The organism is Acinetobacter sp. AC1-2 (assembly GCF_016124155.1).
Taxonomy (GTDB): domain Bacteria; phylum Pseudomonadota; class Gammaproteobacteria; order Pseudomonadales; family Moraxellaceae; genus Acinetobacter; species Acinetobacter calcoaceticus.
Window position 1 is genome coordinate 1134747 of sequence record NZ_JABFFO010000001.1, and the last position, 22540, is coordinate 1157286.

Below are 22540 nucleotides of genomic sequence, written 5' to 3' on the forward strand. Positions count from 1 at the left end.
TGATCAAATGATAAAAAATGAAAAATTTAACAACACTATTTAAAGTAACAACACTTTCTCTGGCAGTAACGTTGTTGGCTGGATGTAATGACGATGATAACGACACAGCACCACCTGCCCAAAGAAGCAATCAGACCGTAAATATTTTAGCTTTTAATGACTTTCACGGAAATCTTGAGCCACCTAAGCGTTATGTCGAAGCACCAAATCCAAACGATGCTGCTCAATCTGTTCGTATTCCTGTTGGTGGGGTAAGTTACTTTGCTGATGCAATTAAAAAACTTAAAGCAGAAAATCCAAATAATGCAGTGGTTTCGGCAGGCGATTTAATTAGTGCCTCTCCTCTGACCTCTTCTTTATTTTTAGATGAACCGACCATTGAAGTAATGAATGATATTCAAATTGACTTTAATGCTGTGGGTAATCATGAATTTGACCGTGGTACAGATGAATTACGCCGCTTAAAAAACGGTGGATGTCAGCAATATACCAGCACTGCACCTTGCCAAATTAATAAAAACTTTAGCGGTGCAAAATTTGATTTTCTTGCAGCTAACGTAGCAATGAAAAATGATGCGAGCAAAACGATCTTTCCTGCCTATAAAATCAAAACTTACGGCGGTATTCCAGTCGCATTTATTGGTTTAACCCTTAAAGCGACGCCGAGTATTGTTTCAGCGGCGGGTATTAAAGATGTGGAATTCCGTGATGAAGCTGATACGGTAAATGCTTTAATTCCTGAGTTACAAAAACAAGGAATTGAAGCAATTGTAGTTGTGGTACATGAAGGCGCAGCTCCGAGTACTAAGTTTAATGAAAAAACTTGTGACGGCTTAAGCGGCCCGATCGTAGGTATTTTAGATAAATTAAATCCGGCAGTTGATATTGTTGTTTCGGGGCATACGCATCAATCTTATATCTGTGAATATTCTACAAAAAATCCGGCAAAACCGTTCTTGCTTACCTCAGCTGGACAATATGGCACGCTTATTACTGATATCAAGGTTGAGCTTGATGGTAAAACTGGTGATGTGATTAAAAAGGATGCCAAACAGGTTCCTATACAAAGTGAAGCCTACACATCTGGAACAACCACTGTAAGCCTTACAGATCTCTATCAAAAATTTAGCAAAACCCCAAGCATTGAGGCTATTTTAGATAAGTACCGCCAAGCTGTGACCACCATTTCAAGTCGTGTGGTTGGAACTGCAACAGCGGTTGTAAGTCGTACTCAAGTCGAGAGTGGTGAAAGTCCGCTCGGTATTATGATTGCCGATGCTCAGCAAGCGGCTGCCTTAAAAGCAAGTAACCAAGGCTCTGACTTTACACTCATGAACCCAGGTGGTGTACGTGCAGACCTACTGATTAACAGTAGTAACCAGATTACCTTTGGCGATGTGTTTGCGGTTCAACCCTTTGGTAACTCTATTGTGACTTTGAGCTTGACTGGCAAACAGATTAGAGATGTACTTGAACAACAATGGTCTGGTGCAAATGCAAATTCAGCTAGAATTTTACAGCCATCTAAAGAATTCACTTATGAATATGCAGCAAATACTTCTGTTTCACCGCGAGCAAGTAACATCATGGTTGCTGGTTCACCGTTGGTTGACAGTAAAGTATACCGTGTGACGGTAAATAGTTTCTTAGCAGATGGTGGCGATAACTTTACAGTATTAAAAGAAGGCCAAAACCGTGTAGGCGGTGGTCAAGATATTGATGCTCTTGAAAGCTATGTCGCTAAGAACTCGCCGTTAATTATTCCAGCTACAACTCGAATTAAAGTAATTAAATAATAAGACTCATCGAATAAAGGACAGCAAAAGCTGTCCTTTATTTTTCTCTATATAAAGGTTTTATTCAGTATAAAGGTTAAGCTCAATACTGCTAATGTCTGCTCCAGTATTTGCAAAAATAATTTCCATAACTTCATGAAGTAATTCATTAACTTTCTCATGCTCAAAGTTAGAGGCTTCTGATGTTTTAAGACAAATCAGATTACAGCTCATTTTATCTTTTCTAATTTTGTAGATACTTTTGCTTTTACCTAAGAATACTCTTTTGATGAGTTTACGATTTTCAAATTCAGATAAAATTCTATAGATCGTTCCTAACGTTATTTTATATTCATTTTTAATTTGAGCATAAATATTGTCTGCGCTTAAACCTTGTGGATTCTGATTTAAGATTTCAAAAACATGTATTCTCGATTTTTTTATCGGTAGTCCGTTTAATAATGATTTTGAAGTTGTCGTCATGATTAATTAGCCTGAATGTTTAGAAGCATAAGATTTATTAAAATTATTTTGTCTATACTTGCTTGAAAATTATGGGTATTTGTTTATAAAAAAAGCAAAGCCTATTCCCCTATGAATAGGCTTTGAGCTTAGCTTTACCTTAGAAACTATAAGTCGCTTTTACAAAGTAATTACGTCCATAGAGTTTCGTATTGAATGATGCATCTTCATTTTCAAGATCAACATCGGTCAGATTTTTTACGCCATAGTCCAATGTTAAACGTGGTGAAAGTGGTGAAGTAAAAGTGACATCGTAAGTTGTATAAGCTGGTAACTCTTTACCACTAGACAACATTTGATTACCTACATAGCTTGCACCTAAATTCATACGATAACTTTCAACAATAGCCCATGAAAGTGAGCTATTAATTAACCATTCAGGGCGTTCTGTAAGGTCTTTACCTGTTACTTCATTTTTAGCATCTAAATAGGTCGCATTAGCAGTTATACCTACAGCATCACTAAAGTCATATCCTCCGTTGAGTTCCACACCTTTTAGTTTTGCTTTAGCAACATTGTCCCATTTATATGGATATTTGATTAGATTTGGAGAATTAGGATTAGAAACACGTTCAATTAAGTTCTCAACATCATTTTCAAATACTGTAACACCAGCATTCCAGTTTGGTTTTCGAACGATTAAAGATGCTTCGTAATTTGTACTTTCTTCAGGTTTTAAATTTGGATTTCCTGTAATAAAACAGCTGCCCCCACATGAAATTAATTCATAATTTGCATCTAACTGATATGGCCCAGGGACTTTGTAGGCTTGTCCAATACCACCTTTAAGAATAACTCCGTCTGCCAGTTGATAAGCTAAATATGCTTTACCAGTTGCTTTACCATCAAAATTGTCAAAATCATCATAACGACCACCTAAAGTTAATGTCAGTGCATCGTTAATGTGGGTATCGTTCTGAACAAATACCCCATAACTTTTTTGTTCAGATCCACCTGATGTATACCCCACAGGGTCTGTCACTTTCTGGTCTTTATAATCCACACCAGCAGTGGTGTTATTCATGAGCCAGTCAAAGTTAGCAAAAGCACGTCCTAGTAAATTTTCTTGCTTATAATTACGACTTTGTGGAGCATTGTATTCACTGTCATAGTCATAAATTTTAGCTGTTTCTTTACCAATATAAGCTTCTGTTTTACCCCAGCTCCATTTCCCTCGATGAGTAATACCAAAATTGGTTCGCTCATCTTCACCTTCTTGAATAGAGGTTGCAGCATCTTGAGTCAGTGGTCGCTTATCTTTGCTATAACCTAAATCTAGATCTAAAGTTTGCTGGTCATTGATATCCCAACTTAAAGTACCGTGTAGATTCTTAGTGTCTTTTTCTACAAAGTAAGCCCCATTTGAGTCCGGTTTACCATTTCGATACCATGCATCACGGTTATAAGAATCTCCAGCAAGAGAGAAACTGAGATTATCTGTTAAGCCACCAAAGAGATTAAACCCGTAACGAAATTGATCTTTACCATTGCCACGATCTGCTCGATTATATTGCCCAAAGATCGAACCATGAAGCTGCCCATCTTCTGCTTTTTTGGTAATGATATTGATTACCCCACCCATAGCATCAGACCCATATAGAGATGACATCGGCCCACGAATCACTTCAATACGTTCGATACTATTTAAAGGAATAGAACTCCAGTCAAAGTCATTGCCTCGCCACATTGCTCCTAAGGAAGATGTCCGTTTTCCATTAAGTAGGATGAGTGTGTAACTACCAGAGGTATCTTGCATCCCTCGAATAATAATTTTGTCCTGCCCACTATTGTAGTTATGAACCCCAGCTTGTTTTTGTAAAACATCAGCAAGACTAAGTGCTGCACTACGCTCAATCTCTTCACTCGTGATCACACTAATCGATGCGGGTGCTTTATCAACATCTTGTTCTTTTAATGCTGCTGAAACCACAATAGTTTTAAGTTTTTGAACTGGTTCGTTATTGCCCTGCTGTTCACTATCTGTATTTGCTTGAACGGCGAACGGAAGCAGTGTTGAGATGGCGACCACCAGCGCCTTTTTAGTTAACGTCATTTCTCAGCCCTTGTTTTGGATAATGATTACCACATGATAATTATTATCATTTATGATGTGCCGAGCATCATATACGTATGACTTTTACTGATCAAGATAAAAATAATTATTAGTTATATAATGATAATCATTATTGTTTGTGCTGTAAAAAAGCGTTACCATTACACATTCGTGTGCCTAAAAACCTATTTAAAACAAGCTTAAAGTAGACATAACAATGCTCTCTCGATTTTTTATATATCACCCTATCTTTGTTTCTGTCATTGCAATCACTATTCTTATTTTTGGTTTTTTTGCCACTTTAGCAATGCCTGTTGAACGGTATCCAAACCTTGCTCCGCCCAGTGTCACTGTTGTTGCAAACTACCGTGGTGCAGCTGCTGACACTGTAGAAGAAAGCGTGACCCAAATTTTAGAACAACAAATCAAAGGTCTAGATAATTTGCTTTACTTTACGTCCTATAGTGAATCATCGGGAACGAGTAGCATTGATATTCACTTTAAAATTGGTACAGATATTGATAAAGCACAGTTACAAGTACAAAACCGAATTAATGCTGCGTTAAACCGTTTGCCTGAAGAAGTTCAAAGACAAGGCGTAAACATATGGAAAACCACGGGTGATATGCTGCTTATTGTTGGGCTATATGATGAAACAGGAAAAGCCAGCAATATTGAGTTGTCTGATTATATGGTGAATCACTTTGAACAACCTTTAAGCCAGTTACAAGGAATTGGTGAGGTTGATGTTTTTGGTTCGAGTTATGCCATGCGAATTTGGTTAAATCCAAATCAGCTTAGAAATTACCAACTTGTGCCGAGTGATATTGAACAGGCCCTCGAAGATTATAATACCCAAATTGCTGCGGGTTCGATTGGTGCAATGCCTTCTGCTTCTGACCAGAATATTTATGCAAAAGTAAAAGCAGGTTCACGTTTAAAAACAATAGATGATTTTAAATCGGTGGTGGTTAAAGCAAATATTGATGGAAGCCTTGTTTATTTAAAAGATGTCGCGAGAGTCGAATTAGGTGCGGAAAATTATGAAAGTATTAATACGCTTAATGGTTATCCATCGGCAGGCCTAGGTATATCTCTAAGCCCCGATGCCAATGCAATTGAGACTTCTGCTCTTATTAAAGAAAAAATGGCTCAGCTTAGCCAGCATTTACCAGCCGGATATAAAATTGTCTATCCAAGAGACAACACACCATTTATTGAAGAGTCAATTAAGCAGGTCATTATCACTTTGCTTGAAGCGATTGTACTTGTTGTTATTGTGATGTATCTCTTTTTACAAAATTGGCGCGCGACACTGATTCCAACCATTACGGTTCCTATTGTAATTAGTGGCACATTTGTGGTGTTGTATTTATTTGGAATGAGTATTAACACCCTTACCCTATTTGCACTGGTTTTAGCCATTGGGTTGCTGGTGGATGACACGATTGTCGTGGTCGAAAATGTTGAACGACTTATGCATGAACAACAGCTTAGCGTGCGTGAAGCTTGTTTAATGTCCATGCAAGAGATTAGCGGTGCCTTGGTTGGTATTACACTGGTATTAACCGCAGTATTTATTCCAATGGCTTTTTTTAGTGGTTCGACGGGTATGATTTACCGCCAGTTTTCTATTACTTTAGCAGCAGCTATGTTGTTATCGCTATTTGTTGCAATGACCATTACACCAGCAATGTGCGCAGTTCTATTAAAAAAGCACAATAAAAAACCAAAATGGGGGCAAGCACTTGAGCTGATTCTTCAAAAAGTCAGATCAACTTTTAGCTTTTTATCCGTTCGACTAATTCAATTCAAAGTTTTTTCCAGTCTGTTAGTTGTGGGCATAGCGGTTATTTTATTTATGATTTACCGTGGCTTGCCTACAAGCTTTATTCCTAACGAAGACCAAGGACTACTTGCTGTTCCCTATAGTTTGCATAATAGTGCTTCGATGAGTCAGACCGAAGAAGTTGGAAAGCTCGTCAATAATTATTTTTTTGAACATGAATCCAAAAATATTAATACAGTACTTGTAGTTAATGGGCAAAATTTTTCAGGAAGTGGGCCAAATTTAGGTATGGCGTTTGTTTCGCTCAAACATTGGAATGGGCGTAAAGGTGAAGCCAATACGGCAAGTGCTATTCGTGAACGTGCTCAAACTTATTTGCAAAAAAACTTGCCAGCGAAAGTCATGGTAGGAATGCCACCAAGTGTATCTGGTTTAGGACAGTCTGATGCTTTGGAACTTTGGCTTAGAGATGTAAATGGTCAAGGACGTGATGACTTAATCAAACAATATAAAGCCTTAGAAAAAGAGGCGCGGAACTATTCGGCCTTTGAAAATCTAAGTCCCCTTGTGAGTGAAGATAAAGCCGAAGTATTTATTCAACTCGATCAAAATAAAGCCAAAATGCTGGGAATTGATCAGCAAGCGATACGTTCAACTTTATCTACCGCTTGGGGTGGAAACTATGTTGGTGATTTTGTTGAAAGAGGTCGAATTAAAAGAATTATTATGCAAGGTGACTCTGAATTTCGCTCTAAACCTGAAGACTTAGCTTACTGGCATGTGCGAAACAATACAGGAGGAATGCTTTCCCTCGCCCATTTTGCTCAAAGTCAATGGACTGGTGGACCAGAAGCTTTAACTCGGTTTATGGGATTAGCTGCTATACAACTTGAAGCAAATATCAGTCCAGGCTTTAGTTCAGGCCAGGCAATGCAAGAACTTACGGATATGGTTGCTAAACAATCTGGCGTAGACGTTGCTTGGAGTGGCCTCTCGTTACAAGAGCAGCAGTCTAATCGGCAGGCTATCTTTTTATATGTCATTTCTATTTTATTTATCTTCTTATGTTTGGCAGCTTTATATGAAAGTTGGAAAGTACCATTCATCATTTTATTAGGTCTACCTTTAGGAATTACGGGCACTATTATTTTTGCCAAGATCTTTAACTTACCTAATGATGTTTATTTTCAGATTGCCCTATTAACGGGTATTGGCTTGTCTTGTAAGAATGCAATTCTAATTGTGGAGTTTGCGACTCAATCACTCAAACAAGGAAAAAGTAAAATCGACGCTGCAAGTGAAGCGTTAAAGTTGCGTTTACGCCCAATTTTGATGACCTCCCTTGCTTTTGGTGCGGGAGTTATTCCTTTAATCTTTGCAACAGGTGCAGGCGCTGCTAGCCGTTATGAAATTGGCATGAGCGTATTTGGAAGTGTTGTGTTTGGTACTTTACTTGTACCGCTATTTACGGTGTTTTTCTTTGTTATGATTCATAGTGTGCCAAGTTTTCAGTGGTCTATCAGCAAACTCAGGTTTACTCGAACTTTGAAATTTAACGGCCGTATTAAAAAAGATAATACCTCGTTCTAATTATTCAAATAAAAAATGGCAGATATTAAATCTGCCATTTTTATTCTTTGAATTTAAGCGACTAGCTTATCAATCCACACTTCTAGAGTTGGTTGTTCGGCTAAATCTTCAAAGCTCACCTGAGCGCCGTAAGCTTGCCATTTACCCACGAGTGTCATAAGGCGTACTGAATCAAGTCCAAGCATGAGTAAATCATCATTTAACTGGATGTCTGATACAGGAATCTGTAGCTGTTCACTCACTGCCAAGACAATACCTTCTTGGGTTAACGGTGATGCGGCTTGTTCAAGTTCCCACGAACGAGTGACTTGTTGAGTTGTCATGATTTGCCCACAACGTGTACTGGCATATTTCAAAGCCATATCGTGTTCTTCACGGCTAAAGTCAGCAAGTGCATCTCCACATAAAAATGGTTGAATGTTCAGCATAAATGCCTCTGCTGCGCTCATTAGACAACCAATATGTGCATAGACACCACAAATGATGAGCTGATCTCGGTTTGACTCACGCATAAGTTGCTCAAGTGGAGAAAATTTAAATGCGCTATAACGCCATTTTGTTAAAACAGTATCATTTTTCTGAGGCGTAATTTCCGGCAATATTTGGGTAATATTTGGATCATCTTTTAGACCAGTTCCCCAGAAATCAGTTAGTAACTGGCGATGTTCTGGCGTCTGGTTACCAGGCTGGGCGGTATAGACCACAGGGATATTAAACTTGCGTGCAGTTTCAATCAGTTCTTTGGTATTTTTAATCAATTCTGGAATAGGTGCTTGGGTCTGATCATAAAAGTCTAAAAAATATTGCTGCATATCATGTACTAATAAAACAGCACGATTGGTATGTAACTGCCAATGTGTTTTATTCGCCGTAAATTCGTGTGCTTGGGGCATGCTGTAACTGGCAATCTTTGGAATACTCATCAAATTTTTCCTTTTTTATCTTTAAGCAAGAACATTGGTTTTAGTTTCAAGTTGTTGACGCAATCGTTTTTTGTCGATTTTTCCAAAGGCTGTATATGGAAATTGCTCGATAAATTCCACGCGATCTGGAATTTTGTAGGTCGCAAGGCCATAGTCTTTAAGGTGTTGGCGTACTGACATCGCAAGACGAATTGGACTTGGATCATCGCTTTGAGATTGCCACGCAACAAAGGCACAGCTTTTTTCACCCATGATTTCATCAGGCATAGCGACCAGAGCCGCTAGGCGAATTTGCGGATGGGTTAATAGAGCTTGTTCAACCTCTTCGGTCGCAATTTTTTCCCCAGCACGATTAATTTGTTCTTTAGAACGGCCTTCGACAACAATGCAGCCATCTTCACGAATACGAACTAAATCGCCAGTACGATAAAAACCATCAGGAGTAAAAGAGCGCTCATTGTGCTCTGGTGCTTGGTAATAACCGCGAATGGTATATGGGCCTCGTGTAAGCAAATGCCCCACTTGCCCAGCTTCTACTGGTTGATCGTTATCATCTAGCACTAAAATTTCATCATCTTCAGAAATTTTTAAGCCTTGTGTATGGATGATTTGCTCTTTCGTCATATCAAAACGGGTGTAGTTCACAAGCCCTTCAGCCATTCCAAAGACTTGTTGCAGATTGACCTTAAACTCATCAATTAAACGTGAAGCAACTGCATCAGGTAATCGAGCTCCGCCAACTTGTAAGCAACGCAATGTTGATAAGATTGGGGCTTGATCTTTTGCAGCTTTATCCATCCAAGGTCGAACTAATGCGGGAACTAGGCAGGCATCAGTAACACTATGTTTTTTTATTAAGGGAAATGCCGTGTCAGGACTTGCGTCAGTTCCTAAAACAACCGCTCCGCCTGCATAAAAAATACCTAAAGAACCAGCTGAGCTCATTGAGAAGTTATGTGCCGCAGGTAAAACCATGAGTAAGCGTGATGACTGGTCCAGACAACAGATTTTGGCACTCTCACGAACACTGTATAGGTAGTCGTCATGGGTACGTGGAATCAGTTTAGGAACACCAGTACTTCCACCTGAAAGTTGTAAAAAAGCAACCTGATCTGCTGTAGTTGGCGAGATGGCTTCATCCAAAATATTGGTTTCTTTAAATAGGTCTTGAATGGCAACAAAGTTACCTGCATTTCCAAGTACAAATACATGTCGTAAGCAAGAAGCTGTTTGCTGAAGCTTTTCGGCAAGCTCTCGGTAGTCAAATTTTTGTGCACCAAAATCAGCACAGAAATAAGCTTTTGCTTGAGTTTGTTTGAAAAAACTGCTGAGTTCAGCATAGCGATGTGCGGGTAAAGACATTACCGGTAGTGCACCAAGCCGAATAAGTGCAAAAAATAAAACGTAAAACTGATAGTGGTTCGGCATTTGTATAACTGCCTTGTCACCCGCACGTAAGCCATGTTGATATAAATGGCTTGTACAGCAATCGACTAAATAATCAAACTCAGAGTAACTAACGGCTTTGTCACCATCATAGATTGCAATATTTTTCGGGTATTTTTGAGCACTTTCATGTAAGAAATCACTCAAGTTTTGTCCAAGCCAATAACCCTTTTTACGGTAAATCTCAGCGAAATCTGCTGGATATGGCACAGCACCATCCAAATAAACCTGTGTTGTCATATGTTTGATCCCTGAATTGGCAATTGGTTTGGTGAAATGTGGAATCCATCCAGCACAGTACGAAATTTAGCGGCAGTTTCAGCATGTTCAGCTTGCGGACGAGAAGCCTCCACAATGCCTGCACCGGCAAATAAACGGGCAATATTTTGATGAATTCGGGCACAACGGACCGTCACCGACCATTCACCATTACCTTGTTCATCTGCCCAGCCCATCGTTCCTGCAAATAATTCACGGTTAAATGGTTCAAGTTGTTGAATTAAATCTTTGGCTACTGAGCTCGGTTCACCACAAATTGCGGGCGTTGGATGTAAACGTTCAATGAGATCAAAAACATGTGTGTCGGCTTGTTTTAACTCGCCAGTAATGTGCGATGCTAAATGCCAAAGACGTTTGGTACGAATGAGAGATGGTTGCTTAGGAACATGTAATTGTTTGCAAAAAGGTGTGAGCTCATCTGCAATCATTTCGATTACGAGCGCATGCTCATGCTGATCTTTTTGTGAGGCAAGTAAAGCTCTAGCATTGTTTTGGTCTATAGTTGGATCATCATCACGAGCCAATGTACCTGCAACGGGTTTACTCCAGATTTTTGTATTTTGCTTTGCAATTAATAGTTCTGGACTTGCACCAACAAACCAACCTTGACTTTGAGGATGCCTTGCGACTGCATAGTTATAACCTTCAGGATTATGCTTCGCTAAATTATAAAATAAGTCTGAGACTGGAATATTTTGTTCATATTCAAGTTGTAAAATGCGGGCTAGAACGGCTTTATCCAGTTTTTTTGCCTGCATTTGCTGAACTAGATATTCAACTTGCTGCTGATAATGTTCACCTAACGGGAAGTAATCAGCCTTGTTTAATCTTAAAGAACTAAGATCTATATCAGATTGTGCATAGAGGACCTTCTGACATATTTTTGCATTTTGCATGAGCATTAAATTGACATCTGCTGCCGAGCAAAACGGCAGTCCGCCCATAATCTTGACGTCTTTATAACCGTCGGTAATCGCCTGCTGTAGTTGAATTCGAGCTTCTTGTAGCCAGTCTTTTAAAAGGCTATTTTCAGCGACCTGAATATCTTGTAATTTCTCATGACTATTGATTGTGTATTCTGGCGTGGTAAAAATAAAACCCGCATCATGTCCGCACTTTAGAACCTCTTGAGCAAGTGCAACATGGCTTTCAGTAAAATTTTCTCGTTGGATAAAATACGGATGCTGTGCCGACATCTCGTGACTCCTTATACCGTTATTTTGTTGTAATGAATGAGTGTTTAAACGCCTAAAGTGGCTCCCCCATCAACCACAATTTCTTGCATGGTAATTTGTGCTGCTTGATCGGAAAGTAAAAAGCTGACTGTATTTGCAATGTCTTCAGGCTGGGCTAATTTTCTTAAAGGAATGCCTGTCCGGTATTGGCTTAAATCGCCATCAATTACCGCTGGTGGCGGCGCATTGTCCGTCCATAACTGCTGCTGCATTTGAGTTAAAGTTGAGCCAGGTGAAACAATGTTGAGTCGTACCTGATGAGGTGCGATTTCAAGCGCAAGATTACGACAGTAATGGCTGAGCGCAGCTTTACTAGTTGCATACATGCCAAGTTGTATCCGTGGCATACGTGAACTATTTGAGCTAATCGTGACAATACTTCCCTGTTTTTTCTCACAAAAATGTTTGGCAAGTTGTTGACTAATCGCAATAGGAGCCATGACATTTACCGCAAAAAGTGTTTCCCAGTCTTCTGTTTTTGCTTCAAGCATAGAACGCATAATCAAGACCCCTGCCGCGTTCACTAAACCTGTAATGTTGTGCTTTTCTAAAAGATCGGCAATAAGCTTTTGAGTGGCTTGTTGCTGTGTAATGTCCTGTGAAATGCCTTGCCAACGTAAACATTCATCTGATGTCAGATTTTTGCTGATTTCCCATTGTTCTGGGTTTTCTTGCTGATCAATACCGATCACTTGATACCCTTGTTGCAATAATTGCTTTGCAATAGCAGCTCCGATACCTCTTGCAGCGCCTGTGACTACGATGGTAGAGCTCATGTTCTTACTCCCGTCTGATTTGATCACTAAATTGCGCAATATAATTGCAAATAATTATCATTATTATCAAGAGCGATAAATATCAAACATAAGATTACAATCTAAATTAAGTTATTTATTAACCACAATTTCAACTTAAAATATTGTTTTTAATAAATATTAATAAAACTCATCTTTTTTTATTGATTATAATGATAATTGTTTTCATTTACTAATGATAATCATTCTGATAATTTGACCGCGCTTTCTTGTCGAGATGGACTCAAAATGAAGCCATTTTCTCATCCTTTACATCCACTATTTCAACAATCAAATGTTGGAAGTGAAACTTGGTGGAATACCGTTAAAAAATTAGGTAATCCCCTTGTTACTGTGCAAACAAATAATAAAACTTCTTGCACTTTTGTTTGGCACAAGCCCAAGCACGAAGAGCGTTGCTTCGTTTATATCGATGTCTATTCACAAAGCCCATCTATCTATCAAAAGTGGAATCGTTTTAGCCATATAACTGGGACAGATGTGTACTTTTTTGAAATAGAACTTCCTGTGGCTTGGGCTGGTAGTTATGTTGTAGTTACAGCTAGTGAGGAAGCACCACAAACAAACTGTGCGGCAACGCGACGATCATGGTGGCAAACCCAGCTTAAACAGAATGCTCAGATTGATTCATTAAGTCATCAGCAGTTTTATAGCGGACACTTGGCTCGTTACATTAATCAAGTTCAACTCGAAAAGACAAAACAATTACCCACCACCCTTTGCCCTATTACAAAGACATTTCAGTGGTCAAGCGTGTTATGTCAACAAGATTATTTAGTTGATGTTTTTATTAGTGGTCAGGCAGTTCAAAAAACATTACCGCTCGTTATTTTTCTTGATGGCCAAATCTGGAGTCGAGAGCTTTCAATTCTTCCCGATCTTCAGCACTTAACGGATTTAAAAAAGATCCGTCCAGCTGCATACATATTTATCCATAGTTTAAACAGCCAACAACGTCGACAAGATTATGGTTGCCATGATGTATTTAGTCAGGCGCTTGTAAACGAATTATTAGAAATTCTTTTAGAACAATATTCATTTATTTCAACAACGAACATTACCTTATGCGGTCAAAGTTTAGGTGGTTTATGCACTTTGCATAGCTCACTGCTTTTCCCAAAAGTTTTTACATCGCTGATTTTGCAGTCTGGCTCTTATTGGTGGTCAGATTTTTCTAACAGCGCGTTGGGACGAAACCATAAGGGTAGCCTTTTAGAACTACTAAATTTATCTCATCCATTACCCAAAACAACTCAAATTTATATCAGTGCAGGCACGTATGAAACCGATATGCGGGACGATGCCCACCAGCTTTATCAACAATTGCAATCATTCAATCAAGTGAGTTTTCGAACTTTTTCAGGCGGCCACGATGCGGTGAACTGGCGTGCAGACTTGCTTAAGGCATTGCAAAAAATTCTTTCACTATAACCATTTGTTTCATCAAGGATAACAATATCATGAGCAACTTACAGGAAAACTATATTAATCCTTTCGATAATGAAAGTTTGTCTTTTCAGGTTTTAAAAAATCAGCAAGGTGAATTCAGTTTATGGCCGGCCCAACATGAGGTGCCATCAGGTTGGGACGTTCAACATGGTCCAGATACACGGGCTTCGTGTATTGCGTATGTAGAAAAGCACTGGGTTGCGATTAACCCCTTTCAGCAAGCGTAAAGGAGTATTGTCATGAATCAAGCATTAAATAATGAATTTACTTCCGATATTTCACAACCAGCTCGTTTTGAATTGGCCTCTACCCAGCTCGGTATTTTTCTTGCCGATCATTTAAGTTCTATTGAAGATTTATATACGATTGCACACTGCTTAGAGTTACCAAAATCTATTGATATTTCAATGTTTAAGCAAGCCATTCAAATGGGTTTAAATGAAGCTGACACAGTGATTGCTTCATATTCATCAGATCCGGCAGAACCATTTATTGAGCTTAATAACCAAGTCCAGATTCGAATCGAAGAATTTGATTTTTGCCATTTAACCCCTCAAAAAGCTCAGCAACGGTTATGGGATTGGATGCCATCAGATCGTCAATGTGCTAAATCACTTAAAGCTGGTGAATCTCAACTGTTCCGTCAAGTACTGTTTACTACACACGACAAAGTGTATTGGTATCAACGTTATCATCACATCATGCTTGATGGTTTTAGCATGATTAATCTCACAAAACGAATTGTTGAGTTATATCAACAATTACAAGCTGGAAAAGATCTTAGTTCTTCACCTTTTATTGATGTTAATGAGGTCATCTTAGAGCGCCAAGCTTATGAAAATAGCCATCAATTTAAGATAGACCAAGCTTTTTGGAAGGCTTACTGTGAAGACTTGCCTAGTCCTATTAGTTTAAGTACACACCACTTAGCCTCGAAAACAACAGCCCAATTTGTTAAGCACCAGCTGCGTTTTTCTACAGGAATTTTAGAGCAGATTCAGACCTTAGCTGCGCAATCTAAATTAGCTTTGAATGACATGATGATGTCATTGTCATTACATTATATTTACAAAATGACAGATAAAGCCGAATTGGTTAATGGCATTCCATTTATGCGCCGTTTAGGCTCAAAGGCGATTCGCTCAACATTACCCACAGTAAATGTACTGCCTGTGAAGTTTAATGTTGCTGAAAAAGACAGTTGGGTTAGTTTGGCTCAACATGTTCAAAAACAATTACAACAAGTTCGACCACATCAAAAATACGATGCTGAACAAATTTTAAGAGATTTAAACAGTATCGACATTCATGAACGGATGTATGGTCCAATTTTAAACTATAAAGCTTTTGATCAAGACTTGGTGTTAGATGGCGAAAAGGTCAAAACACATCATATCTCAACAGGACCAATTGATGATTTTGAGTTTTCTTTTATTGTTCAAGATCATGAACTCATTATCGAATTACGTGCGGATGCACAGCGTTATACTCAAGATGAGTTACTCATGCATGGTCAGCGTATAACACTGCTATTAGAGCAGACGTTATTACAACCAGAGCACCCATGTAGCAGTTTTAATATTAGTACACCACAAGAACTTAGTGCGCTCACAAAAAGTGGTATAGGCCCTCGTGTTAACCATCCTGAACAATATAATAATGTTCTAGATATCTTCTATGAACAAGTTCAAAAGTATCCGGAACGTATTGCAATTATTAGTGGTGAACGTCCACATCTACAACAACTTAGTTTTTCTGAACTTGCAATTCGGGTGAACCAACTTACCCGTTTTTTACAGAAAAATGGTGCAAAGAAACACACAGTTATTGCTGGTGCTATTCCCCGTTCTATCGATTCAGTGGTTGTGATGCTATCGGTGTTAAATTCGGGTGCAAGCTTCTTACCACTCGATTTAGATTATCCAATCGATCGTATGCAAATGATGTGTGAAGATGCCAATCCATTGTTTGTTCTTACAACGCAGGCTCTTTCAACCCAATTGCCTCAAAATATTCAGCAAGTACATCTTGACCATATGGATATTCAAAAACAGATTCAAAAACAAGAAACAAGTGATATTCCTACCCAGAGTCGTAATTTCGATTTTCAGGATGTGGCTTATGTGATTTTTACATCAGGCAGTACCGGTCGTCCGAAAGGTGTTATGAACACACATGGTTCGCTACTCAACCTGATTTTATCGCATAAACCTACAATTTATTGGCCTGTACTTAATGCTGTAGAGCAGCGTTTTCCTGATCGTCCATTACGCGCAGCACATACACATTCTTTTTCTTTCGATTCATCTTGGTTGCAAGTTTTCTGGATGTTATGGGGACAAGAGCTGCATATTTTTGATGAAAACATGCGCCGCGATGCATTTGGCTTAGTTCAGGAAATTCAGCAACGACAAATCGATACATTAGATTTACCACCATCTTTTTGCGCGCAAATGATTACCAATGGCTTATTTGCGGATGGTCAGCATCACCCAAGCCTGATTTTAATTGGTGGTGAAGCTGCGCCTTTAGCTTTATGGCAACAGCTTAATGCTCAGCCAGATCTTTTTGCACATAACTTATATGGCCCAACAGAGTATACGGTTGATACTTTCCGTGCAGAATTAAAGCACACATCACGTCCGGTGATTGGTAATCCAATTGGTAATACTCAAGCATATGTACTTGATCGACATTTACAGCGATGTGCCACTGGCGTGATTGGTGAGCTTTATATTTCTGGCTTTGGTATTGCTAATGGTTATTTAGGTCGTGCTGACTTGAGTGCTGCTCGTTTTGTTGCCAATCCATTTGAACATGGACAGCGCATGTACCGTACAGGTGATTTAGTGCGTTGGAATACGGCTGGCAAGCTTGAGTTTATGGGGCGCTGCGATGACCAAATTAAAATTCGTGGTTATCGGGTTGAAATTGGTGAAGTAGAAAATGCGCTTTCCGTTTTACCAAATATTGAAAGTGTTGTCGTCATTGCAGAGCCAATTAATAACAGCCATCGTTTGCTCGGTTACTGTGTTGTCAAAGACATCGAACTCGATGAAAAAATAAGTGAGCAGTTAAGTCAGCAATATTTAAGTCAGTTACGTCAAAACTTACCTGAATATATGGTGCCTTCAGCCCTCACAGTCATGGCTGAATTTCCCCGAAATGTAAGTGGTAAGGTTGATAAAAAAGCCCTACCGCGTCCGAAGGTTCGCAGTCATAGTCGTATGGCAGAAACACCAGAACAGAAGCTTTTATGTCAGATTGTCGCATCTGTGCTCAAACTAGATACTATTGGGATTGATGACGACTTCTTTATGACAGGTGGCGATAGCATTTCTGCCATCATGGTGTGTACTCAACTACGGCAGCATGGCTACAGCTTAAGACCAAGTGATGTATTCCAATTCAAAACAGTTGCTGCTCTGGTACCGCATCTGACACGTTTAGATGAGCAACAAACGGCCATTTCAAAACCGTTATTTTCAGCAGACCTAGAACAAAAGGTTCAAGAAAAATATGAAAAAAACAGCATAATTCTACCTTTACTTCCTTTGCAAAAAGGCATGCTGTTCTTGTCTCAAATAGAAAAACAATCGAATTATAATGCCTTTACTCGTCTTAGCTTAAATGGAGACATTGATCCGGTACGTTTGCAGCAAGCGCTGATTGCCGTACTAAAACGTCACCCTCAATTAGGTGGACATTTTGATAGCGAATTAGCAGAAGAACCTGTTTTTATCTATTCATTACACCCTACCCAAGCTTGGCCAGTTCAATTTTGTTCGGTCACTCCCGATTTGCTTGAGCAAACCATTCAAGAGGTATTACAACAACCGATTCACCTTGACCAACCCTATGGTCTGATTCAGGCAACTTTAATTCAACATGCTCCTGAACAATCAGAACTATTGATTATGGTACATCACTTGCTAACTGATGGCTGGTCAACTCCACTGTTCTTACAAGACTTTATTAAGGCCTATCAGCAAACTAACCAACAACTGCCGGCGCTTAAACATAGCTATGAAACGGTGATTAAAGCCTTATCTGGACGTGACCATGAAACGTCAAAAGTAATATGGCAACGTGATTTAGCTGATTTGCAGCCACTTATTTTATTTAATCAACCACAGCAAGCTGTACAGGAAACTTCATATCGTTTAAGTGCTGAGTTGGGTGCGAAACTTCAACATAAATTACGCCAACAAGGCATCACGCTAAATGTCTTCATGCAAATGATTTGGGCAATGACTTTAAATATTTATGCTCATCGTGAAGACATTGTGTTTGGCACACCTGTTTCTGGGCGTTCAGCGCCAATCAATGGCTTAGAGCAGCAGATTGGATTGTTTTTAAATACGATTCCAGTACGCGTACAGTTGAACATGCAGCAAACACTTTGGGAACAATTAACTCAGTTACAGCAATTGCATGTTGAACATTTAGAACACGATGGTTTAGGACTGGGCGCAATTCAGCAATTAATGGAGCAAGGTAATCTTTTCGATAGTTTGTTAGTCGTAGAAAACTACCCAGATAACCAGTATTTACAGCAAAAACTTGGCGATGCGGCTATTTCTAAGCTCACAAATCGTGGTTATAGCCATTACCCGCTTGCTTTGTTAGTTATCCCTGATCATCAAATTGAATTACTACTCGAGCAACGTGGTGTAATCGATCAGCCTGAACATTTCCTACAGCGTATGGTTCAATTTATTGAAATTTCACTAAATGAACCAGAAACTGCTTTAGGCCATTATCGTCTACAACTTGCCGAAGAACGTGAATTAATCCAGAAAACAAATCAAACTCAATATTATGTTCGCCCAACAACATTACAGCAATTACTCAGAGAGCAAGCTCGTATTACTCCTGAACAAACGGCGTTATGTGATGAAACTCATCAGCTCAGTTTTAGTGAAGTGCGTTTGCAAGTTTGTGCTTTAGCACAGCAATTGCAACTTGCAGGTGTACAGGCGGGAGATATTGTTGCCCTTGCCCTACCAAGGTCGGTCAAACTGAGTATTGCTATTTTAGCGGTGATTGAAGCAGGTGCAGCTTATTTACCACTCGATTTGCAACACCCAACTGAACGTATCAAGTTTATGTTGCAAGATGCAAAATCTAAAATTTTGATTGGTGAACAAAAAGATCTAACCACTATTGCTCAACCATCAATAGCCACCTTTGCTTTTGATGAGTTGTTTGATGAAATAAAGGTTGATTTAAGTAGCTATAAAACAACAGTTATTACCCCACAACATCCGGCATATTTAATTTATACCTCTGGTACAACTGGCCAACCCAAAGGTGTCATGGTTTCTCACCAAGCCATTGTGAACCGTATTTTATGGATGCAATCGGAGTATCCACTCTCAGCAGCCGATACGATTTTGCAAAAAACACCATGTACTTTTGACGTTTCTGTATGGGAATTTTTCTGGTCGTATCTGGTCGGTGCTCGATTGGTTATGGCACCTGTGGATGCACACCGTGACCCGTTGGCATTATTAAATCTCATTCAAAAATATCAGGTAACCACATTACATTTTGTACCATCAATGCTGGCTGTTTTTGAAAATGCAGCAACAGAAATTTTGTCACTTGCTCAAAGACAAAGTTTGCCAGTTCGCCGAGTGTTCTGTAGTGGTGAAGCTTTACCAACAGCTTTAGCAAAATCATTTACCGAGCACTTTAGCTGTGAACTACATAATTTATATGGACCAACCGAAGCTGCCGTAGATGTGAGTTATATGGATGCAACGCAAGTGCTAAATCCTGAAGAAAATAGCATTGCGATTGGTTATCCGGTCTGGAATACCCAGCTTTATATTTTAGATCAATATTTACGTCCAGTACCTGTTGGGGTGGACGGTGAGCTTTATTTGGCAGGCCATCAACTCGCCATGGGTTATTTACATCGTGCAGACTTAACAGCAACTCGTTTTGTGGCAAACCCGTTTGTCGCAGGTCAAAGAATGTATCGCACCGGAGATGTTGCTCGTTGGCACGCAGATGGCAGTATTCAATATATAGGCCGTGCAGATGATCAGCTAAAAATACGGGGTCAACGGATTGAGCTTGGTGAAATTGAGCAACAGCTACGTTTAGCCAGTGGGTTAGATGATGTGATTGTCCACCCTATTGTTTCTGAGCAAAATAAAGCAGACATTCAACTAGTTGCTTATTTGCAAACAGCGACATCTGTGGATATTGATCAATTAAAAAAACGCTTAGCTAAACAGCTTCCTGCTTATATGTTGCCAACACACTATATGTTAGTTGAGAAATTCCCATTAAGTCATAATGGTAAGCTGGACCGTAAAGCACTACCGCGACCACAACTTGATACTTCAAATACAGAAAAACAGTACGCCACAACTGCCTTTGAACATGAACTGACACGTATTTTCCAACAAGTTTTAAATACGGATCAGAATATTGGTGTGAACGAAGATTTCTTTGCCATTGGTGGACATTCCATTTTGGTCATGAAGCTTGCAATTGAAATCCGAAAAGTATTTAAGCGGACCATTCCAATTGGTCAGTTAATGAGTCATGTCACGATTCAACGTTTAGCGGCTTTGCTTCTTACACAAGAACGTTTAGAAGAAGTTGAACAAACTGGTATGCAACCTGTTTTACCAATCCGTTCTGGTTCTGGGCATCCATTGTTCTGTTTCTTCCCAGGTTCTGGTTCTGCATGGCAATACACGGTGCTGAATCGTTATTTGCATTCCGACTTACCAATTATTGGGTTGCAGTCACCTCGACCAGATGGCCTATTGGCAAATAGTACTGATATGGCCGAATTGGTTGAAAAACAACTTGAGATTATTCGTAAGCAACAACCAACAGGACCTTATACGTTACTAGGTTATTCACTTGGCGGCACTGTGGCTTATGCGGTTGCAGCGAAGTTAACTGAACAAGGTGAACAGGTTGATTTTCTCGGCTTGTTAGACACTTACCCTGCCGAAATTCATCAGTGGTTAGATTTATCTGTAGAAGAAATGAATGCTGAAGCTGAACAGGAACAGCTTCAATTCTTCAATGATATTCTGGCCGATGCAGATACGGCGCTAAACGAAGAAACTCGCCGTTTACAAGAGGATATTTTCGCAAACTATCGCGATGCAGTCCGTTTATTAAAACCTTATAAGATGCCGAATTTTGAAGGTGAACTACATTTAGTTGTTGCTGAAAAAGATTTACTTCCATATATCCAACCAGAACAACAATGGTCTCCTTTAGTTAAAAAGCTCAATATTGTTCGCCTAAGTGATGCAGACCATACTGATTTATTATCTCCGCAGCAGCTTGAAACCCTTGGCCCAATTTTAAATCGCATGATTTGTCAGGCACGCGGTTTAGAGGAGCAAATGCCATGAGTTTTAAATCAATATTGACCGATTTCAGTCTTTTAAAACGAAATGCTCATTTTCGACATGTATTTATTGCACGCACGCTCTCATTACTAACTATTGGTATGCTCGTGGTTGCCATTCCCAAACAAGTCTATGACTTAACTGGTAGTTCGTTAAATGTTGCTGTTGCAATGGCCTTTGAAGGCATAGCCATGTTTATTGGTTTGCTGCTAGGCGGTTTGCTGTCAGATCGCAAAGATCGAAAATGGCTGATTTTATTGGCCCGTAGTGTTTGTGGTTTAGGTTTTGCGGGGCTTGCGATTAATGCCATGTTTGAGCAACCTTCGCTCTATGCTATTTATTTCCTCTCAGCATGGGATGGGTTTTTTGGTGCTTTGGGTGTAACCGCAATGATGGCGATCATGCCTGTGATTGTAGGGCGCGAAAATATTGTACAAGCCCGTGCAATTAGCATGGTATCCGTACGACTTGCTACCGTTATTTCACCTGCAATCGGTGGTATTTTAATTGCGGTCAGTGGCGTTGCAACCGTGTATTGGGTCTCAACGGTAGGTACCTTGCTTACCGTGTTTTTATTGATGGGACTACCTGCTCTTAAACCACAACATGCAGCTAATGGTGAGAGTCCTCTTCGCCAATTAGTTCAAGGGTTTAAATTCGTTTTTAAAAATAAAGTGGTCGGCAGCACAATTTTAATTGGAACATTGCTTAGCTTTAGCAGTGCTATTCGCATTATTTTTCCGCAAATGGCAGATGAAATCTTTCACGGCGGTGCATTTGAGCTCGGTCTTATGTATTCGGCCGTACCTTTAGGTTCGACTTTAGGTGCCTTAATCAGTGGATGGACAACACAATTACTGCGACCAGGCTTGGTCATGCTCTACACGTGTTTAGGTGTCTTTAGCTGCATGATTATGATTGGGCTTTCACCTTGGTTAATCGTGACTTTGCCAATTTTATGTGTTTTCGGATATTTGATGTCGATTGCCAACTTACTTCAATACAGCATTGTGCAAGGACATACGCCTGATGAATATTTAGGGCGTATTAATGCAATCTGGCTTGCTCAAGATGCCTTAGGCGATTCGATTGCCACAACAACTTTAGGACTTTTAACGCGGTTTTTACCAATATCAGGAAGCATTCTCTTCTTCGGCATATTAAGTTTTGCGGTAGGATTTATGTTCTTATTCAATTCTCAAGATATGCGTGAAACAGGATTCCAAGATCCTAAATTACAAGAAAATTAAGCTATAATTTTAAAGAAGGCAAT

12 protein-coding genes and 1 pseudogene are annotated in these 22540 nt (G+C 39.5%); 6 read left to right on the forward strand and 7 right to left on the reverse strand.

Annotated features, from left to right (window positions below; all coding sequences use genetic code 11):
- The first annotated feature begins 17 nt into the window (after positions 1 to 17).
- Positions 18 to 1796 carry a bifunctional metallophosphatase/5'-nucleotidase gene (locus HL290_RS05240; RefSeq protein ID WP_198495818.1) on the forward strand — a complete coding sequence of 593 codons (1779 nt, stop codon included), beginning with the start codon at positions 18 to 20 and terminating at the stop codon, positions 1794 to 1796.
- Between the two features lie 60 nt (positions 1797 to 1856).
- On the opposite strand, the gene HL290_RS05245 is transcribed toward HL290_RS05240, so the two are convergent.
- Complete coding sequence (locus HL290_RS05245) at positions 1857 to 2258, reverse strand: transcriptional repressor (RefSeq protein ID WP_004642804.1); 402 nt, start codon at positions 2256 to 2258, stop codon at positions 1857 to 1859.
- Positions 2259 to 2397: 139 nt separating this feature from the next.
- The gene (locus tag HL290_RS05250) at positions 2398 to 4350 is read right to left on the reverse strand and encodes a TonB-dependent receptor plug domain-containing protein (protein ID WP_198495819.1); all 1953 of its coding nucleotides are present in this window, start codon (positions 4348 to 4350) and stop codon (positions 2398 to 2400) included.
- 217 nt (positions 4351 to 4567) lie between these two features.
- Here HL290_RS05250 and HL290_RS05255 point away from each other — a divergent pair, with 217 nt between their 5' ends.
- On the forward strand, positions 4568 to 7729 hold the full coding sequence (locus HL290_RS05255; RefSeq protein WP_198495820.1) for a multidrug efflux RND transporter permease subunit: 3162 nt from the start codon (positions 4568 to 4570) through the stop codon (positions 7727 to 7729).
- Positions 7730 to 7782: 53 nt separating this feature from the next.
- Here the strand turns inward: HL290_RS05255 and HL290_RS18595 are convergent, their stop codons facing one another.
- The 5 genes and pseudogenes from HL290_RS18595 to HL290_RS05275 all read right to left on the reverse strand — a co-directional run bounded on the left by HL290_RS18595 (position 7783) and on the right by HL290_RS05275 (position 12388).
- Complete coding sequence (locus tag HL290_RS18595; protein ID WP_371864194.1) at positions 7783 to 7971, reverse strand: phosphopantetheine-binding protein; 189 nt, start codon at positions 7969 to 7971, stop codon at positions 7783 to 7785.
- A gap of 30 nt (positions 7972 to 8001) precedes the next feature.
- Positions 8002 to 8652: pseudogene (locus tag HL290_RS05260) on the reverse strand (isochorismatase family protein); the annotation flags it as partial.
- A gap of 21 nt (positions 8653 to 8673) precedes the next feature.
- Positions 8674 to 10338 (reverse strand): (2,3-dihydroxybenzoyl)adenylate synthase, encoded by a 1665-nt coding sequence (locus HL290_RS05265; RefSeq protein ID WP_198495822.1) that lies wholly within the window; start codon positions 10336 to 10338, stop codon positions 8674 to 8676.
- Positions 10335 to 11573, reverse strand: a complete 1239-nt coding sequence (locus HL290_RS05270; protein WP_198495823.1) for an isochorismate synthase MenF — start codon at positions 11571 to 11573, stop codon at positions 10335 to 10337. The genes HL290_RS05265 and HL290_RS05270 overlap by 4 nt, the downstream gene beginning before the upstream one ends.
- 44 nt (positions 11574 to 11617) lie before the next feature.
- Positions 11618 to 12388 (reverse strand): SDR family oxidoreductase, encoded by a 771-nt coding sequence (locus tag HL290_RS05275; protein WP_198495824.1) that lies wholly within the window; start codon positions 12386 to 12388, stop codon positions 11618 to 11620.
- Between the two features lie 267 nt (positions 12389 to 12655).
- Here HL290_RS05275 and fes point away from each other — a divergent pair, with 267 nt between their 5' ends.
- Genes fes through entS form a run of 4 tightly spaced genes read left to right on the forward strand, consistent with a single transcriptional unit; the run spans position 12656 to position 22517 of the window.
- A complete protein-coding gene (gene fes, locus HL290_RS05280) occupies positions 12656 to 13858 on the forward strand; it encodes an enterochelin esterase (RefSeq protein ID WP_198495825.1) in 1203 nt (400 codons plus the stop codon).
- Between the two features lie 29 nt (positions 13859 to 13887).
- On the forward strand, positions 13888 to 14103 hold the full coding sequence (locus tag HL290_RS05285) for an MbtH family protein (RefSeq protein WP_198495826.1): 216 nt from the start codon (positions 13888 to 13890) through the stop codon (positions 14101 to 14103).
- 12 nt (positions 14104 to 14115) lie between these two features.
- The gene (locus HL290_RS05290; protein WP_198495827.1) at positions 14116 to 21270 is read left to right on the forward strand and encodes a non-ribosomal peptide synthetase; all 7155 of its coding nucleotides are present in this window, start codon (positions 14116 to 14118) and stop codon (positions 21268 to 21270) included.
- Positions 21267 to 22517, forward strand: a complete 1251-nt coding sequence (gene entS, locus HL290_RS05295) for an enterobactin transporter EntS (RefSeq protein WP_198495828.1) — start codon at positions 21267 to 21269, stop codon at positions 22515 to 22517. Before HL290_RS05290 ends, entS begins: the two co-directional genes overlap by 4 nt.
- Positions 22518 to 22540 lie beyond the last annotated feature (23 nt).

Excerpts from the sequence above, each read along its gene's own strand:
- HL290_RS05240 (WP_198495818.1), top strand. The coding sequence starts at position 18 with ATGAAAAATTTAACAACACTATTTAAAGTAACAACACTTTCTCTGGCA.
- HL290_RS05245 (WP_004642804.1), bottom strand. The coding sequence starts at position 2,258 with ATGACGACAACTTCAAAATCATTATTAAACGGACTACCGATAAAAAAA.
- HL290_RS05250 (WP_198495819.1), bottom strand. The coding sequence starts at position 4,350 with ATGACGTTAACTAAAAAGGCGCTGGTGGTCGCCATCTCAACACTGCTT.
- HL290_RS05255 (WP_198495820.1), top strand. The coding sequence starts at position 4,568 with ATGCTCTCTCGATTTTTTATATATCACCCTATCTTTGTTTCTGTCATT.
- HL290_RS05265 (WP_198495822.1), bottom strand. The coding sequence starts at position 10,338 with ATGACAACACAGGTTTATTTGGATGGTGCTGTGCCATATCCAGCAGAT.
- HL290_RS05270 (WP_198495823.1), bottom strand. The coding sequence starts at position 11,573 with ATGTCGGCACAGCATCCGTATTTTATCCAACGAGAAAATTTTACTGAA.
- HL290_RS05275 (WP_198495824.1), bottom strand. The coding sequence starts at position 12,388 with ATGAGCTCTACCATCGTAGTCACAGGCGCTGCAAGAGGTATCGGAGCT.
- fes (WP_198495825.1), top strand. The coding sequence starts at position 12,656 with ATGAAGCCATTTTCTCATCCTTTACATCCACTATTTCAACAATCAAAT.
- HL290_RS05285 (WP_198495826.1), top strand. The coding sequence starts at position 13,888 with ATGAGCAACTTACAGGAAAACTATATTAATCCTTTCGATAATGAAAGT.
- HL290_RS05290 (WP_198495827.1), top strand. The coding sequence starts at position 14,116 with ATGAATCAAGCATTAAATAATGAATTTACTTCCGATATTTCACAACCA.
- entS (WP_198495828.1), top strand. The coding sequence starts at position 21,267 with ATGAGTTTTAAATCAATATTGACCGATTTCAGTCTTTTAAAACGAAAT.